Consider the following 16,868-nt stretch of genomic DNA (forward strand, 5'->3'; position numbering starts at 1 on the left):
AAAACGTATAGCTAGCGCGACAGGATCGCCATTGCCTGATCATAGACCGCGCGGCTGCCGGCGGCGATGATCGTGCCGCCCTTTTCCGGCCGACCGCCGTCCCAGGTGGTGATGATGCCGCCCGCCTGCTCGATGACGGGGATAATGCCGCCGACATCGTAGGGCTTCAGCGAATTTTCGATGACGAGATCGACGTGACCGGCGGCGAGCAGCGCATAGGCATAGCAATCCGTGCCGTAGCGGAACAGGCGCACCTGGCTCTCAATCTCGCGATATTTTGCCAACTCCTTGCCGACGAAAAGATGCGGCGAAGTGGTGAAGAGAATGGCATTCGACAGGCTGCCGCAATCACGAACCAGCAGCCGCCTTTCGCCTTCCGGGCCGGAATAGGTCGAGCCGTTGCCGTCGGCGAAATAGCGCTCGCCCGTAAACGGCTGGTCGATCATGCCCATGACGGCGCGTCCGTTTTTCTGCAGGCCGATCAGCGTCCCCCAGACAGGCACACCGGAAATGAAGGCCCGGGTACCATCGATCGGATCGATCACCCAGACATGTTCCCTATCCAGACCGACATCGCCGTGCTCTTCGCCCAGGATGCCGTGGTCGGGAAACTCCGCCTCGATCAAGGTGCGAATCGCCACTTCGGCGGCGCGGTCGCCCTCGGTTACCGGGTCGAACCCCTGAGCCTCCTTGTTAACCACGTCGACGCCGGCGCGAAAGCGCGGCAGGGTCTCAGCCTTGGCCGCCTCGGCCAGACGATAGAAGAAGGCACGATCAGGAAGCATGGTCGATCCGGATAAATGACGGGACGGGCGAAGTCATAGCGCATAAACGCGGCGAAGCAAACCAAATGCCGTTGCGAGAGGCGGATTGCCCGGAGATCAGGCAGAAATCCAGCGATTGCCTAAATATTTTGCACCGCAATAATCTGCTTGACATTTGTGCAATGCAACAGCAATATCCCCTTACAGTCTTCTGACTGTAAATACCCTCCTTGGGTGTTTCCTCCCTAGACTTAGCCGCGCCACAAGCGCGGTTCTTTTTTGTCCGGCCTATTTGTTTCATGGGAATGGCGCGGCAGATGCGCTCGATCTCAGCCTTGGCGGGCGAGAAAGCAATTTCATTGGTTTAGGAATTGCGATACCGGACGCGCTGCATATTCAACAGCCTAGCGCAATTTCTAAGCCATTGAAATTGCCAGAGCGGGGGTCCGTTTCTTGCTGACTCTATTCAGAGACTAAGCGCGCCCTGACCTACCCCCTCTCTTGCAAAATCAGCACTTAGCTAAAGCTAAATGCTGATTTTGCTTTCTCGCCCGCAAGGGGCGAGATACCCCCTACTCCGCCGCCAGCGCCGGATCGCCTGCGTAGGATTCCACATGCTCGGCCATGCGCTTCATGAACAGGGTGATGGCTGCGGCGACGGCACCAAAATCCGACCGTTTCTCCAGCGTCGTTTCATCGACGTAGAGTGAGCGGTTAACCTCGATCTGCAGGGCATGAAGTCCACGGGAGGGGCGGCCATAATGCTCGGTGATGAAGCCGCCGGCATAGGGCTTGTTGCGCACGGCGTTAAAGCCGAGCTCGTCGAGAATCTGCATGGCGGCGCGCGACAGGTCCGCCGAGGCGCTCGTTCCGTAGCGGTCGCCAAGGATGAAATCGGGTCGCACATTGCTGCCGGCGATGCGGATATTGCCCGGCATGGAATGGCAGTCGACCAGAACGCCGAAGCCGAATTTGACATGGGTGCGGGCAATCAACCGGCGCAGCGTCGCATGGTAAGGCTTGTAGATCGTATCGATGCGCCTCAGCGCATCCTCGACCGGCACCCGGCGGGCGTAGATTTCCATGTTTTCGGCAACGATGCGCGGAATGGTGCCGAGACCGCCGGCGACTCGCAGCGAATTGATGTTGGCATAGGGCGGCAACACGCCGTCGAACATACGCGGGTCGAGCTCATAGGGCTCGCGGTTGACATCTATATAGGCGCGCGGGAAATTGGCGAGCAGCAGCGGCGCGCCGAGAGCGCTTGCCGCCGAAAACAGCTCATCGACATAATGATCTTCCGAGCGGCGAATGGCGATGCCCTGCAGGCGGGACTGGGCGATAAAATCCGGTGGATAGATGCGGCCGCTATGGGGCGAGCTGTAGACAAAGGGAATTGTCTGAGAGACGGGCTCCGATACCTCAAAAATCTCGAAATTACGCATTTCTGCGGACATCAACGTCTTTACCATGTCAACAACTTGTCGCAGCATCCATGTTGCCAGTTGCTCGCCCGCAAGTCCATACTAACTTAAGCAAAATGGCCTTATACAAAGGGCCGCTACGGAAATGCCCGAAAGCACGATCCTTAAGACAGCGAAGCGGTCTTGGGAGGCGATTATGCTGCAACGGACGAACGCGAATGGCTTTGTCCTGACCCGACCATTCACCGCTTGTTTACGGCCAACGACTAAGTTGGACGCTGGACAAGTCCAACAAGACAGAAGTTGATTAGCGAACAGATGATGACCCAGAAGATACTCCTTGCCGAAGATGACAACGACATGCGTCGGTTCCTTGTGAAGGCGCTGGAAAAGGCCGGCTACAAGGTCTTGTCCTTTGACAATGGAGCAAGCGCCTACGACCGGCTGCGCGAGGAGCCCTTTTCGCTGCTGCTTACCGACATTGTCATGCCGGAGATGGATGGCATCGAACTGGCGCGCCGCGCCACCGAGCTCGATCCGGATCTGAAGGTGATGTTCATCACCGGCTTCGCCGCTGTCGCGCTGAACCCCGATTCGAAAGCGCCGAAGGATGCCAAGGTACTTTCCAAGCCTTTCCACCTGCGCGAGCTGGTCGACGAAGTCAACAAACTCCTTGCCGCCTAAGGCTTCCGGCGGCAACGTCACAAAACCGAAAAAAAGCCTATTGACGGCTACCAAGGTTTTGTGATCTATGCGCCGCCATCGGATGGGCGTGTAGCTCAGCGGGAGAGCACTACGTTGACATCGTAGGGGTCACAAGTTCGATCCTTGTCACGCCCACCATCCTTTTCAAGGGCTTAGCGAGAAATCGCTGAGCCCTTTTCGCATAAAGGCCCCAAGGTACATCGCACCTCAATAGCGTTCAGAGTTCTGCCACCAGAAGCGCGCATTCCGCTGCTATGCTTGACCTTGGAGAGCGCTTGACTTGCTGATTGGTCGTGTCACCCTCTGAACAGAATAGAATGGATGTCTGCTATGACCCCAGCCCGGTTCACCGAATGCCTTCTGCATATCCGCTGGACGCCGCTCAACCTGGCGAGCGCTCTGCAATGCGACTTGTCTTGGGTGGAAGCGATGGAGGCTGGAAACGCTGAAGTGCCCGAAGGCTTGGCAGCATGGCTTGAAACCCTGGCGCAATGCCATGAGACGGCAGGCATTCCGACGAAGTACCGCGGGCGCGGACACGATTGATTTAGCTGCATCAGCATGACTTATGGAGGATGCAATGGATCTCACCAAGCTTCGAAACAACTATGAGCGCAAAATCGAGGAGCATGAAGAGCAGCTTCGCTCGCTGGAGGATAAGGACATACGCCATTTCCGTCAGGAAGGTGACGGGCCGCTGAAGGAAATAACCGACGAGATCAGGGCGGAATACCAGCGGCATATCGAAACTTACGCGACGCTGATCGCTGAGATTAATGCGATTTTGGGCGCCTGAGGTCGATCGCAGCGCGAGAAGCAAAGACGCCTCTATGAAAAAAGCGCCCTCCCGGTGAGGGAAAGGCGCTTCCGCGTGCGAAAAAGTCTTGACCGTTTAGCGATCCAGGAAATGCTGGAATACCGCCGTGTTCGGATAGGCGTAGGCGCCGCGGTCTATAAAGCTGTGCCGATACAAGCAACTTCTCAATGCCAGGATGTACATGCTGCTGTTGGGATCGGGGGAGCCCCGATACCAGGAGTAGGCTTCGGGTTCACAATAGTGCAGAGCCCTGTCATATCGCGCTAGAAGCACGGGATCGCTATCGGCGCGAATGCCCTGGTATGACTGGTAGTTCGAGGGTGCTTCGCCTGCAGAGACGCAAGCGAGGCTTAACATGGCCCCTAACGCTAACATCATTCTCATTTGCTTTGACCTCTCGCTCATGGCGCATCGAATTCTCGATCGCGAGGGTTGAGGATAATCGTCTTTTCGTTGATATCCAATCACATGCTGATGTTCGGCGCTTGAACGCGTCACCGTCGGGCAGGCAAGCAGAAGTTTCACCCGCAAATCGCTTGACTTCCGGTCGCGCTGTCACACTACTGTCACGCCAAAGCATTGATCGTACGGGAGGACGAGAATGGCGATCGTGAAGAAGCAGTTCTATAAAAACCACAAGCCCAACGGCGACGAATATCTGTTCCACCTCGCCCGGGACACCGACAGCGGCGAGGTCTTCGTCATCCGCCAGTCCGACTATCTCGTCGACGGTGGCAGCGAAAAGAAGATGACGCTCTATGAATTCCTGGCCGGCGGCGGCAACCGGCAGAATGCACTGCTGCAACTGATCGGCACGCTCGTGCCGGAGTGACCGGCGCCTTCCTACGTCGGCACATTAGTGCTTCGGGATTGACTGCCACATTTCGATCGGCAAACTGCGAGGGCTTCGAAAGGACCCATTCATGCGATTCGCAGGCCTTGCTATTGGACTGACAGTGATGACCGTTGCGGCTGACGCCGCCGCACAAAATTTTCCGGCGCCCGGCGCGGTGGTGGTCAGCGGCACCTGTTCCAAGCTCGTCGTGGGCAAGCTCGATGCCTCGAAAGGCTGCAAGGGTGAGATCGCCAGCGTCACGGGGCCGGATGGCTCGGTGACGTTCATCTTTTCATCCGGCGGCAAGATGCTTGGCTTCCAGGGCAACGGCCGCGGTATCAAGCCCGGCGCGACGAAGGGAACCGCGCAATTGCCGATCGAAGTCATCTCCACGGGCGCCGGCAACAAGATGACCGGCCAGGTCGGCGCCAAGGGCACCTGCACCTTCGCCAATCCGTATTCGGGCAAACCCGTCGCCATCGAATGTTCGGCGAAATCGACCGAGCTGAGCTTTGCCGCCAGCTTCCTGTCGAACGGCAAACCGCCGCACGGCAAATAAGCAAAGCCGCGCCCCGGGCCATGAGACCCGGAGCCTCAAAAAATATCCGGCTTCCAGCTTTTATTTTGAGCGGCCTTTGTGTTTCCCGCCGTGATTGGCGTCGCCAGGTGCCTCCCGCGACAGGTCAGCGCCGCTGACATGGGCCGGCACATGAACATCTTCATGCGTTGCAGGTTGCAGCGTCAAATCGACATTGTGCGGCGGCAATACCTGCGCCTGACGAAGGACGTTCGAACGCGTCCGTTTCTGCCGGCTCGGCTCCGGCTTTGCTTCTTTCGGTCTATGATGAATAGGATGGGGGCTCATGAGAGGTCCTCCTTGTCCGCTGCTCTCTATCCGACAATCAATCCGCTTCTGGGATCAGTCCTGCAACGGACATCGCCCTGCCCGCCTCAAGCCCAAACGCTCCTCTTTCCCGTTTGGTTCCGGAAATTTCTATCCTGGGGAATGCGGCAGCGTCGATCCGCCGCGCCTCTTGACGGGAACCGCAATTTCACTAACTAATGGTGGTATCTCCGCGCCTTCTGACATCGGCTGCGGATTGAACTTTGGTGCCGGGCCCCTCTGGCGAGAGTTTTAACGGCGCTCTCGCGATGTCGGTACCGCCTGCAGATGAGCCGGCGGATTTCTTTTCATGAATACACTGACCATGCCTCGCAGGCATGCCGTCTCTGGCATGCGACTATGCCTCGCGTCCGGATACATTTTTTCCGCTTTTGAGGAGGTACGCCCATGACGTCCTCTTCCTCCAAATCCATGCTCGGCTATTTCGGCTGGGCCTTCATCGTCACCATCGCAGGTCTCATCCTGGGCGGAGTGCTCGGCTGGAACATGACCGGCACCTTCGGCGGCCTGGCAACGGCCTTTTTCATCTGCCTGGTGCTGGCCGTGCTGGAGATATCGCTCTCGTTCGACAACGCCATCGTCAATGCCAACAAGCTGAAAGAGATGACGCCGGTCTGGCAGCACCGCTTTTTGACCTGGGGCATCGTCATCGCCGTTTTCGGCATGCGAATCGTCTTTCCGCTGGCGATCGTCGCCATCGCCGCCCATATCAATCCCTGGGAGGCGCTGAAGCTCGCGGCTGCCGAACCGGAGCAATATGCCGCGATCATGCATGACGCGCATCTGCCCATCGCCGCTTTCGGCGGCACCTTCCTGATGATGGTCGGCCTCACCTATTTCTTCGATCGCGAGAAGGATGTGCACTGGATCGCCTTTGTCGAGAAGGCGATGGCGCATTTCGCCACCATCAAGGGCATCGAAATCGCCTTCGTGCTGATCCTCGTCCTAGTCTTTTCCTCCCTGCTCGGTGGCGAGGATGCGACCACATTCCTCTATGCCTCCGTCTACGGTCTCCTGACCTTCCTTCTGGTCGAGGTCCTCAGTGGCTTTCTGGATGCCTCGCAAAAGACGATGAGCGCTGCCGCCAGGGGTGGCTTCGGAGCATTCCTCTATCTGGAAATCCTCGACGCCAGCTTCTCATTCGACGGTGTCATCGGCGCTTTCGCACTCACCCAAAACCTCTTCATCATCGCTATCGGCCTCGGTATCGGCGCCATGTATGTTCGCTCGATGACGGTCATGCTTGTAGAAAAGGGTACGCTCGCCCACTATCGTTACCTCGAGCATGGCGCCTTCTACGCCATCCTGATTCTCTCGGTGATCATGTATGTGCAAACGCTTATGCATATTCCCGAGGTCGTCACTGGCCTTGGCGGCGCGGCTTTGATCGGCGTCTCGCTCTGGTCGTCGATCCGCTACAACAAGCGCAACGGCACCACGCATGATCCGGCCGATGAAGAGCCCCGCGACAGAGCCAAGGCCTGACAAGATGATTCCCTGGCGTTGCCGCATAGAAATCGCGGCAACGCCTACATCTTTCGGCGGAAAATCCCACAACACGTATCTGGTCTCTCAACCGAAGCATAACTTTGATTGTTAGAATTTCCTCACTAAGATCGGGGAATGTTCGGAGTTGATGGTAAATTCGCGCTGGTGTTTTCCTGAAAAATATCGCAATGGCGAAAGCCAATTGTTCAAGGGACGCAGGTGGCGATCGCATATATTGCAGATGTCCGCGAAGCGTTCTTCAGTAAAGTGTGTAGGAGAGAGGCAGATATGGCAGCCAAAATCGTCCCAGTGATCATGGCCGGCGGCAAGGGAACACGGTTATGGCCGCTGTCGCGTGCCTCTGCGCCAAAGCAGTTCATCCAGTTCATCGGCGACAAGACGCTCTTTCAGAGCACGTTGACGCGCGTCTCCGATCCCGAACTTTACGAAGCCCCGATCGTCCTCACCAACGAAGAATTTCGCTTCCTCGTTGCCGAACAGGCGCGTGAACTCGGGCTGAAGCTGGCTGCCGTCCTGCTGGAGCCGGTTGCCCGCAACACGGCTGCCGCCGTTGCCGCCGCCGCCACGCTCGTCAGCGAACTTTTCGGCCAGGACGCCACGATGCACGTCCTCGGCTCCGATTACGAGATCGACGCCAACGGCACCTATTTCGATTGCGTTCGAACTGCCCGCGATACGGCGCTGGAAGGCAAGCTCGTGACCTTCGGCATTACACCGACCGAGCCGGCGACCGGCTACGGCTATATCGAGAGCGGCAAGGAGCTTTCGACCGGTGCGCATGCCGTCAAGCGTTTCGTCGAAAAGCCTGCCCTGGAAAAGGCGGAGGCGATGGTCGCCAGCGGCGGGTTCTACTGGAATTCCGGCATGTTCATGTTCTCCGCCGGCCAGCTTCTCGCCGAGATGCACGAATACGCACCGGAAGTCGAAAAGGCCGCCGCCAAGGCTATTGCCAAGTCGACGCGCGACCTCGATTTCACCCGCCTCGACGCAGAAGCCTTCGTCAAAAGCCCCGATATTTCCATTGACTATGCACTGATGGAAAAGACGGAGAATGCCGCCGTCGTTCCCTCGCCCTTCACCTGGTCGGATCTCGGAAGCTGGGATTCGGTCTGGAAGACCGGCAAGCGCGACGATAACGGCAACGTGGCTGCCGGCGACACGACGCTGATCAACACCAAGAATTCGCTCGTCATGACGCATGGTGTCCATCTCGCCGTGCAGGGGATGGAAGACGTCGCCGTCATCGCCAGCGAAGACGCCGTCTATGTCGGCCATCTCAAGGACAGCCAGGAAGTCGGCAAGCTGGTGAAGCTGCTCGCCAGCCAGAAGACGACGGCCAAGCTCACCGAGACCCATCCGACGTCCTATCGCCCCTGGGGCGGTTATACCTCGGTGCTGAACGGCGAACGTTTCCAGGTGAAGCGCATCTTCGTTCTGCCCGGCAAGAAGCTGTCGCTGCAGAAACATCATCACCGTTCGGAACACTGGATCGTCGTCAAGGGCACGGCGGAGGTGACGGTCGGCGAGCACGTGCAGATGCTGCGCGAAAACGAGTCGGTCTATATCCCGCTCGGCGAAGTGCACCGCCTTTCCAACCCCGGCAAGATCCTGCTGGAATTGATCGAAGTTCAGACGGGCTCCTATCTCGGCGAAGACGACATCATCCGCCTGGTCGATGAATTCGGCAGAAGCTGAGGTTTTCGACGGCATCGATTTCAAAGCGGTGGGCGAAAGCCCGCCGCTTTTATTTTTGACACCCTATGGAACGGCCCTGATTGACTGCCGAGACGCCTTGCATTCTTCCGCTGCATTGCACACACTGCCGGTGGGAACAGCAAATGCCGCACAACGTTGCGAGCTAGGCAAAGAGAAAATATGGCGATCAAAGCAAGCATTTATCATCTCACCCATTATAAATACGACAACCCGGTCCGCCTCGGCCCTCAAATCATTCGCCTGAAACCCGCTCCGCATTCCAAGACACGCGTCCTCAGTCATTCGCTGAAGGTGACGCCATCAAATCATTTCGTGAATTTGCAGCAGGACCCCTACGGCAATTATCTCGCCCGCTTCGTCTTTCCCGATCCGGTGACCGAGTTGAAGATCGAGGTCGATCTCGTTGCCGATATGACGGTCTACAATCCCTTCGACTTCTTCGTCGAAGAGGAAGCGACTAAGTGGCCTTTCGACTATCCCGAGACTATCAGCGAAGATCTGTCGATCTACATGAAGCCGGAGGAGCCGGGGCCGCGCCTTGCCGCTTTCCTTTCAACCCTCGACCGCTCCGAACAGCGCACCGTCGACATGATCGTCGGCCTCAATGCGCGGCTGCAGCATGAAATCGGCTACGTCATCCGCCTGGAAACCGGCGTACAAACGCCGGAAGAGACGCTGGAAAAGGCAAAGGGCTCCTGTCGCGATACGAGCTGGCTGCTCGTCCAGATTCTCCGCCATCTCGGCCTCGCCGCACGCTTCGTTTCCGGCTATCTCATTCAGCTCACGCCGGATCTGAAGGCGCTCGATGGGCCCTCGGGTACGGAACACGACTTTACCGACCTGCATGCCTGGGCGGAGGTCTATCTTCCCGGCGCCGGCTGGGTGGGTCTCGACCCGACCTCAGGCCTGCTGACCGGCGAGAGCCATATTCCGCTCGCCGCCACACCGCATTACCGCAACGCGGCACCGATCTCCGGCGGTTATTTCGGTGAGGCCAAGACCGAATTCGATTTCGACATGACGGTTGCCCGCGTTGCCGAGCATCCGCGCATCACCAAGCCCTTCTCCGATGAAAGCTGGGAAGCTCTGAACGCGCTCGGCGAAAAGGTCGACACCATCCTCAGGCAAGACGACGTGCGCCTGACCATGGGCGGCGAGCCGACCTTCGTCTCGATCGACGACTTCCAGTCCGATGAATGGAACACAGCCGCGGTCGGCCCGACCAAGCGCGAAAAGGCCGATAATCTGATCCGACGCCTGCGCGAACACTTCGCACCGAATGGCTTTCTGCATTACGGCCAGGGCAAATGGTATCCTGGCGAAAGCCTGCCGCGCTGGACCTTCTCGCTCTACTGGCGGCGCGACGGCCTGCCGATCTGGTCGAACCCCGACCTGATCGCCAACGAGGGCCGCAACTACAGCGTTACCGAGGACGATGCCGGTCGCCTCCTGACGGCGATCGCCGGCGAGCTCGATATCGAGCCCGACTACGTGGCGCCGGCTTTCGAAGACCCGGCCGAATGGCTGGTCAAGGAAGCGAACCTGCCCGACAATGTCGACCCGTCCAACTCGAAGCTGAAGGATCCGGAGGAACGCTCACGCATGGCCCGCGTCTTCGAGCGCGGGCTGACGCGACCGACGGGCTATATTCTGCCGGTACAGGCCTGGAATGCGCGCGCCAGCGGTCGTCGCTGGGTCAGTGAGAAATGGCGCACCCGCCGCGGCCGCATCTTCCTCATGCCCGGCGACAGCCCGGTCGGCTATCGCCTGCCGCTGAATTCGCTCGACTGGATACCGGCATCGCAATATCCCTACATCAACCCGATGGACCCGACGATCCCGCGCGAGGCACTGCCGGATTACGGTCAGGACAAGGGCCGGCCGCTGCAAGCCGCCCATTTCCAGCCCTTTGCCGGCCAGCAGCCGACCATGCCGCAATCGATCGACGAGATCGGCGGCTATGTCCGCACCGCGATCTCGGTCGAGCCGCGCGACGGGCGCCTCTGCATCTTCATGCCGCCGACGGTCAGCGTGGAGGATTACCTCGACCTCGTCGCCTCCGCCGAACGCGCGGCCGCGGCCCTGAACCTGCCTGTTCACATCGAAGGCTATCCGCCACCCCAGGACGAGCGCATCAACGTGATCCGCGTCGCTCCCGATCCCGGCGTGATCGAAGTCAACATTCATCCGGCTTCGAGCTGGCAGGAATGTGTCGATATCACCACCGCGGTCTATGAAGAGGCCCGGCAAACGCGCCTCGGCACCGACAAATTCATGATCGACGGCCGCCACACCGGCACCGGCGGCGGCAACCACGTCGTCGTCGGCGGCGCCAATCCGAACGACAGCCCGTTCCTGCGCCGGCCGGACCTTTTGAAGAGCCTGGTGCTGCATTGGCAGCGCCACCCCTCGCTCTCCTATCTCTTCTCCGGCCTGTTCATCGGCCCAACCAGCCAGGCGCCGCGCATCGACGAGGCACGTCACGACAGCCTCTACGAACTGGAGATCGCGCTGGCGCAGGTGCCGGCACCCGGTCGCGGCATCCCGCCGCTGCCCTGGCTCGTCGACCGCCTGTTCCGCAACCTTCTGACCGACGTCAGCGGCAACACGCACCGCTCGGAAATCTGCATCGACAAGCTGTTTTCCCCGGATGGACCGACCGGCCGCCTTGGCCTGGTGGAACTCCGTGGCTTCGAAATGCCGCCGAACGCCCGCATGAGCCTTGCCCAGCAATTGCTGGTCCGCGCCCTCATCGCCCGTTTCTGGCGCAATCCGATCGACGGCAAGTTCGTCCGCTGGGGCACCGCGCTGCACGACCGCTTCATGCTGCCGCATCATATCTGGCAGGATTTCCTCGATGTGCTGACGGATCTTCGGGAAAACGGCTTCGACCTTCGTCCCGAATGGTTCCAGGCGCAGCTCGAATTCCGTTTCCCCTTCTGCGGCGAAGTCGAATACGAAGGCAGCAAGCTGGAACTGCGCCAGGCCTTGGAGCCCTGGCATGTCATGGGTGAGGAAGGCGCGATCGGCGGCACCGTCCGTTATGTCGATTCGTCGGTGGAGCGGCTGCAGGTGCGGTTCGAAACCAACAATCCCTCGCGTTATGTCGTCGCCTGCAACGGCCGCGCCGTGCCGCTGACGCCCACGGGCGCCTCGGGCGTTTCCATCGCCGGCGTCCGTTATAAGGCCTGGCATCCGGCCTCGGGCCTGCACCCGGTTCTGCCGATCGATACACCTCTGACCTTCGACATTTATGATACATGGTCGAAGCGTTCGATCGGCGGCTGTATCTATCATGTTGCCCATCCCGGCGGCCGGAACTATGACACCTTCCCTGTCAATGGCAATGAGGCCGAAGCGCGGCGTTTGGCGCGATTCGAACCTTGGGGACATACGGCGGGCGGTTATAATCTGCGCACAGAATCAGTGTCGGGAGAATTTCCGCTGACGCTCGATCTGAGGCGGCCGATAGGAGTTTGAAACGGGCATACGCATGGTGGGGAAGAAACCAGCGACGGAACGGCGGGACGAGGTAAGGGCTGGCATCGGCAACGATCCGGCGTTTGCCTATTCCGCCATGCCCGGCGTCGCCGACGAAATGGTCGACAATACCGGAGCGGTACGGCCGGTCTGGCAAAATCTGCTGGCCGCGCTCGCGCGCATGCCGGAAAGGGAACTCCTGGAACGTTTCGCCCGTGCCGACCGCTATCTGCGCGACGCTGGCGTTTTCTACCGCGCCTATGGAGCAGCCGGCGTCAGCGAACGCAACTGGCCGATTTCGCACATTCCCGTTCTGATCGACGAGCGCGAATGGCAGACGCTGTCGGCCGGCCTGCAGCAACGCGCCGATCTGCTGGAGGAGGTCATCGCCGATATCTATGGCGATAACCGGCTGGTCAACGAAGGCTTGCTGCCGCCGGCGCTGATCGCCGCCAACCCGGAATTCCTGCGGCCGCTCGCCGGTGTCAAACCCGCGAACGGGCACTATCTCCACTTCCTGGCCTTCGAGATCGGCCGTGGTCCGGACGGCAATTGGTGGGTGCTGGCCGATCGTGCCCAGGCTCCGTCGGGTGCCGGTTTCGCGCTGGAGACCCGCGTCGCCACCACGCGCGCTTTCTCCGATATCTATGCAGAGACAAAAGTGCATCGTCTCGCATCCTTCTTCGGCGCCTTCCGCGACGCGTTGCAGGGTGCAAAGCGCGGCACGACCGACCGCATTGCCGTCTTGACGCCGGGGCCCGCCAACGAGACCTACTACGAACACGCCTATATTGCTCGCTACCTCGGCTTCATGCTGCTCGAAGGCGAGGACATTACCGTCGTCAACGATCAACTGATGGTGCGTACCGTCGCGGGCTTGAGGCCGATCAGCGTGCTGTGGCGCCGCCTCGATGCATCCTATGCCGACCCGCTGGAGCTCAATCAGCAATCCCATATCGGCACGCCTGGCATGGTCGAGGCGCTGAGGGCGCAAACCGTCACCATCGTCAACGCGCTCGGTTCGGGCATTCTGGAAACCCGCGCCCTGCTCGCCTTCATGCCCACCATCTGCCGGCATCTGCGTGGCGAGGACCTGAAGCTGCCGTCGATCGCTACCTGGTGGTGCGGACAAAAGACCGAGCGCGAACATGTCGCCGCGCATATCGAAAAAATGGTGATCGGCCCGGCCTATTCCTGCATGCCCTTCTTCGACGACAATGGCCAGTCAGTGCTAGGCTCGACGCTGCGCACCACCGCCAAGGAATCGATTACCGACTGGCTGCGGACGGACGGCCACAAGCTGGTTGGCCAGGAGGTCGTCACCCTCTCGACGACTCCTGCCTGGGTAAACGGCAAACTGCTACCGCGGCCGATGAGCCTGCGCGTCTTTGCCGCCCGCACCGAAAACGGCTGGCAGATCATGCCGGGCGGCTTTGCCCGTATCGGCAGCGGCGACGATGTTGCCGCCATCGCCATGCAGTCCGGCGGCTCGGCCGCCGATGTCTGGATCGTTTCCGACAAACCGGTTGAGCGCCACACGCTGCTGCCGGCCGAAGAGACCTTCACCCGCAACATGCCCGGCAGCCTGCCGAGCCGCGCCGCTGACAACCTCTTCTGGCTCGGCCGTTATATCGAACGCGCCGAAGGGGCCTTGCGCATCCTGCGCGCCTGGCACGGCCGCTTTGCCGAAGCCGCCGACCCCACTCAGCCGCTGCTTGCCGCTGTCAGCGCCTATCTCGCCGCCGTCGATATCGATACCAAGGAAGCCGTGCCGGAAAGCCTGCTGCGCAATATCGACAGCGCCGTCTATTCCGCCAGCAACATCCGCGACCGCTTCTCGCCGGACGGCTGGCTGGCGCTGAACGATCTCGCCAAGACCGCCCGCCGCTTCAAGGAAAAGGTCAAATCCGGCGACGACGCCAGTCACGCGATGACGATCCTCCTGCGCAAGCTCGCGGGCTTTGCCGGTCTCGTGCATGAAAACATGTATCGTTTCACCGGCTGGCGCTTCCTGTCGCTCGGCCGCTATATCGAGCGCGGACTGCATATGACGCGCCTGCTCGGCTACATGTCCGGCCCGGAGGCGCCCGACGGCGCGCTCGACATGCTGCTCGAAATCGGCGACAGCGTGATGACCCATCGCCGCCGCTACAACGTCAATACCGCTCGGTTGACGGTGACCGATCTGCTGGCGCTCGATCCACTTAACCCGCGCTCGATTCTCTTCCAGATGAACGAAATCCATCGGGAAGTGGAGCAATTGCCGAACGCCTTCGTCAACGGCCAGATGTCGCCCTTCTACCGCGAAGCCATGCGGCTGCATTCGGGCCTGGCCGTTATGACGCCGGAGGCCATGAACGACGAGGTCTACAAAAAGCTGGAACGGGAGCTGGAGCATCTCTCCGATCTCCTGGCCCAGACCTATCTCGGATGATGTGATGCTTTACGACCTCTCGCTGCACATGGGCTATATCTACGACGTGCCGGCCAGCGGCGCGCGTCATATCGTGCGCGTGCTACCGCTGTCGCTCGCCAACCGCCAGCGCTTGATTGCCGGCTCGCTGAAAGTCACGCCCCATCCGGACGAGCAGTCGAACTTCACCGATTTTTTCCAGCATCCAGCGACTTCGATCCTGGTGCGCAACCCCCATGAAAAGCTCGACATCCGCATGCAGGCGCGGGTGCAGGTCGAGAGCCAGCCGGTCTCCGCCGACTTCTCGCCCGTACTTGCCAAACTGCCGGATGAAATCAGCGACTGCTGGTCGATCGAGCCATCCTCGCCGCATCATTTCATCGGCACAAGCCCGCGTCTGCCGGAGACGACGGAGATCGCCGACTATGCCCGGCAATGGGCGACGACCAATCTGACGGTGATGCAGATCGCCCACGCCGTCTGCGCCCAGATCCACAAGGATTTCCTCTACGACCCCAAGGCGACGACGGTCGACACCGCGCCGAAAGAGGCATTCCGCCTGAAACGCGGCGTCTGCCAGGATTTCGCGCATGTCATGATCATCGCGTTGCGTAGCCTCGGCATTCCGGCCGGCTATGTCAGCGGCTTCCTGCGCACCATCCCGCCGCCCGGCAAGGAGCGGCTGGAAGGCGCCGATGCCATGCATGCCTGGGTGCGCATCTGGTGCGGCGAAACGGCAGGCTGGATCGAGCTCGATCCGACCAACAATATCCCGGCCGGAACCGACCATATCGTCGTCGCCTACGGCCGCGACTATTCCGACGTCGCCCCTGTTATCGGTGTGCTGAAGAGCTATGGAACCCAGAAGACGGTGCAGGCCGTCGACGTCATTCCATTAAAGCAGTAGTTTCGAATACAACCCTAAATCGGAAATATTCGCGTCATTTGCTAAAAGTCGAATGATCATCTCAACGCCGTCCTTAGAGTTTTCGCCGATAGTCGCGGTTCTGGGGCATATACTTTTTGGGCGGACGTGATGATCACTTGTTCGAGCAAATTCCGTGGCATTCAAAATCTTTTGCGCGATCGCGCCGGCAATTTCGGCATATTGACCGCGCTAGCCATTCCCGTCCTCGCGGCCGCGGCTGGCGTTGCGGTCGATGTTTCCAATATGGCTGTAACGGACAGCCAACTGCAGGAAGCGACCGATGCGGCGGCCCTTGCCACGGCAACGGCACTTGCCAATGGCAGTGCGACGACATCCAACGCCCAGCAACTGGCCGCTGACTTCGTGACCGGGCAGATGTCGAATTATCTTGCCGGCGATGCGAGTGCCACCAGCGCACTCAGGGCCGGCACGACCGCAACGGTGACGAAAACGACCGATTCGTCAGGCAATGCCAGCTATTCCGTCGTTGTGAACGCGTCCTATGCGATGCCGGTGAACGGCATGACCCGCATGCTAGGCCTCACCACGATGAATGTCGGCGCATCGAGCACGTCGGTCAGTGGCAACAATACATCCACGCAAAAGAATCCGCTGTCCATGTATTTCGTTCTCGACCGTTCTGGCTCGATGGACGAACCAACGGACACGGTCAACACCGAGCAGCCGACGACGACGTACACATATGCCTGCACGACGACCAACTCGAAAGGCAAGACCGTCAATAGTACCTGCACGGGTACGCAAACCAATTATTACACCAAGCTTCAATCGCTGAAGATCGCTACCGCGAACTTGGCGGCACAATTGAACACGGCCGACCCCAACAGCATGTATGTTCGCACTGGCGCCGACTCCTACAATTCCAGCGCCCAGACGCCGACGGCGCTCGCCTGGGGCACCAGCGGCGTCACCAGCTACGTCAACAACCTGACAGCAAGCGGCACGACAAACTCGGCGCCTGCATTCACGGCTGCAGTGACCGCCCTCACGATGGCATCCACGACGCCGGGGCTCACGAACGAACAGTTGCAGCACAAGAACAAGAACGGCTCAACGAACCCGAGTACGTATATCGTCTTCATGACCGACGGCGACAACAACGTGGCAAGCGCCGACGCAAACACCAAGATCCAGTGCGATGCGGCACGCACTGCCGGCATCCATGTCTACACGATCGCCTTCATGGCGCCCGCAAACGGCCAGGCTCTGCTGAAGTACTGCGCAACGTCGGCCTCCGACTACTTCACGCCGCAGAATGCAGCAGACCTGTTCAGCGCCTTTTCGTCGATTGCAACGCAGGCGTCAAAGAAAATGACGCTCCTGACCAAATAACAACCGGAGCGCGACGCACC

Annotated in this window: 15 protein-coding genes and 1 tRNA gene; 12 read left to right on the forward strand and 4 right to left on the reverse strand. The window is 59.8% G+C overall.

Annotated features, from left to right (window positions below):
* Positions 1–11: 11 nt before the first annotated feature.
* Together hisN and NXC24_RS16420 are read right to left on the reverse strand one after the other, a co-directional pair.
* A complete protein-coding gene (gene hisN, locus NXC24_RS16415; protein WP_104824268.1) occupies positions 12–785 on the reverse strand; it encodes a histidinol-phosphatase in 774 nt (257 codons plus the stop codon).
* Positions 786–1,336: 551 nt separating this feature from the next.
* On the reverse strand, positions 1,337–2,221 hold the full coding sequence (locus tag NXC24_RS16420; protein WP_104825205.1) for an N-formylglutamate amidohydrolase: 885 nt from the start codon (positions 2,219–2,221) through the stop codon (positions 1,337–1,339).
* A gap of 288 nt (positions 2,222–2,509) precedes the next feature.
* Here NXC24_RS16420 and cpdR1 point away from each other — a divergent pair, with 288 nt between their 5' ends.
* From cpdR1 to NXC24_RS16440, 4 genes are all read left to right on the forward strand, one after another.
* Positions 2,510–2,872, forward strand: coding sequence for a response regulator CpdR1 (gene cpdR1 / locus NXC24_RS16425; protein ID WP_004117561.1), 363 nt, complete (start codon positions 2,510–2,512; stop codon positions 2,870–2,872).
* Between the two features lie 84 nt (positions 2,873–2,956).
* A tRNA-Val gene (locus NXC24_RS16430) sits at positions 2,957–3,031 on the forward strand.
* A 192-nt stretch (positions 3,032–3,223) separates the two neighbouring features.
* A complete protein-coding gene (locus tag NXC24_RS16435) occupies positions 3,224–3,439 on the forward strand; it encodes a hypothetical protein (RefSeq protein WP_104824269.1) in 216 nt (71 codons plus the stop codon).
* A 34-nt stretch (positions 3,440–3,473) separates the two neighbouring features.
* A complete protein-coding gene (locus tag NXC24_RS16440; RefSeq protein ID WP_104824270.1) occupies positions 3,474–3,689 on the forward strand; it encodes a hypothetical protein in 216 nt (71 codons plus the stop codon).
* Between the two features lie 96 nt (positions 3,690–3,785).
* On the opposite strand, the gene NXC24_RS35715 is transcribed toward NXC24_RS16440, so the two are convergent.
* The gene (locus tag NXC24_RS35715) at positions 3,786–4,094 is read right to left on the reverse strand and encodes a hypothetical protein (RefSeq protein ID WP_104825206.1); all 309 of its coding nucleotides are present in this window, start codon (positions 4,092–4,094) and stop codon (positions 3,786–3,788) included.
* A gap of 217 nt (positions 4,095–4,311) precedes the next feature.
* Here NXC24_RS35715 and NXC24_RS16450 point away from each other — a divergent pair, with 217 nt between their 5' ends.
* Both NXC24_RS16450 and NXC24_RS16455 read left to right on the forward strand, forming a co-directional pair.
* Complete coding sequence (locus NXC24_RS16450; protein WP_104824271.1) at positions 4,312–4,542, forward strand: hypothetical protein; 231 nt, start codon at positions 4,312–4,314, stop codon at positions 4,540–4,542.
* A 91-nt stretch (positions 4,543–4,633) separates the two neighbouring features.
* Positions 4,634–5,104, forward strand: a complete 471-nt coding sequence (locus NXC24_RS16455; protein ID WP_104824272.1) for a hypothetical protein — start codon at positions 4,634–4,636, stop codon at positions 5,102–5,104.
* Positions 5,105–5,164: 60 nt separating this feature from the next.
* On the opposite strand, the gene NXC24_RS16460 is transcribed toward NXC24_RS16455, so the two are convergent.
* Entirely contained in the window at positions 5,165–5,410 is a 246-nt protein-coding gene (locus NXC24_RS16460) for a hypothetical protein (RefSeq protein ID WP_104824273.1), read from the reverse strand.
* A 426-nt stretch (positions 5,411–5,836) separates the two neighbouring features.
* On the opposite strand from NXC24_RS16460, the gene NXC24_RS16465 reads away from it, so the two are divergent.
* From NXC24_RS16465 to NXC24_RS16490, 6 genes are all read left to right on the forward strand, one after another.
* Positions 5,837–6,934: a DUF475 domain-containing protein gene (locus tag NXC24_RS16465; protein ID WP_104824274.1), complete on the forward strand. Its 1,098-nt coding sequence runs from the start codon at positions 5,837–5,839 to the stop codon at positions 6,932–6,934.
* A gap of 291 nt (positions 6,935–7,225) precedes the next feature.
* Positions 7,226–8,653: a mannose-1-phosphate guanylyltransferase/mannose-6-phosphate isomerase gene (locus NXC24_RS16470; RefSeq protein ID WP_104824275.1), complete on the forward strand. Its 1,428-nt coding sequence runs from the start codon at positions 7,226–7,228 to the stop codon at positions 8,651–8,653.
* 180 nt (positions 8,654–8,833) lie between these two features.
* Positions 8,834–12,154 carry a transglutaminase family protein gene (locus NXC24_RS16475; protein ID WP_104824276.1) on the forward strand — a complete coding sequence of 1,107 codons (3,321 nt, stop codon included), beginning with the start codon at positions 8,834–8,836 and terminating at the stop codon, positions 12,152–12,154.
* A gap of 16 nt (positions 12,155–12,170) precedes the next feature.
* Positions 12,171–14,588: a circularly permuted type 2 ATP-grasp protein gene (locus tag NXC24_RS16480; protein ID WP_104825207.1), complete on the forward strand. Its 2,418-nt coding sequence runs from the start codon at positions 12,171–12,173 to the stop codon at positions 14,586–14,588.
* A gap of 4 nt (positions 14,589–14,592) precedes the next feature.
* The gene (locus NXC24_RS16485; RefSeq protein WP_104824277.1) at positions 14,593–15,474 is read left to right on the forward strand and encodes a transglutaminase family protein; all 882 of its coding nucleotides are present in this window, start codon (positions 14,593–14,595) and stop codon (positions 15,472–15,474) included.
* Positions 15,475–15,603: 129 nt separating this feature from the next.
* Complete coding sequence (locus NXC24_RS16490) at positions 15,604–16,848, forward strand: pilus assembly protein TadG-related protein (protein ID WP_104824278.1); 1,245 nt, start codon at positions 15,604–15,606, stop codon at positions 16,846–16,848.
* Positions 16,849–16,868 lie beyond the last annotated feature (20 nt).

This window comes from Rhizobium sp. NXC24 (assembly GCF_002944315.1).
In the GTDB taxonomy this organism is placed as follows: Bacteria; Pseudomonadota; Alphaproteobacteria; order Rhizobiales; family Rhizobiaceae; genus Rhizobium.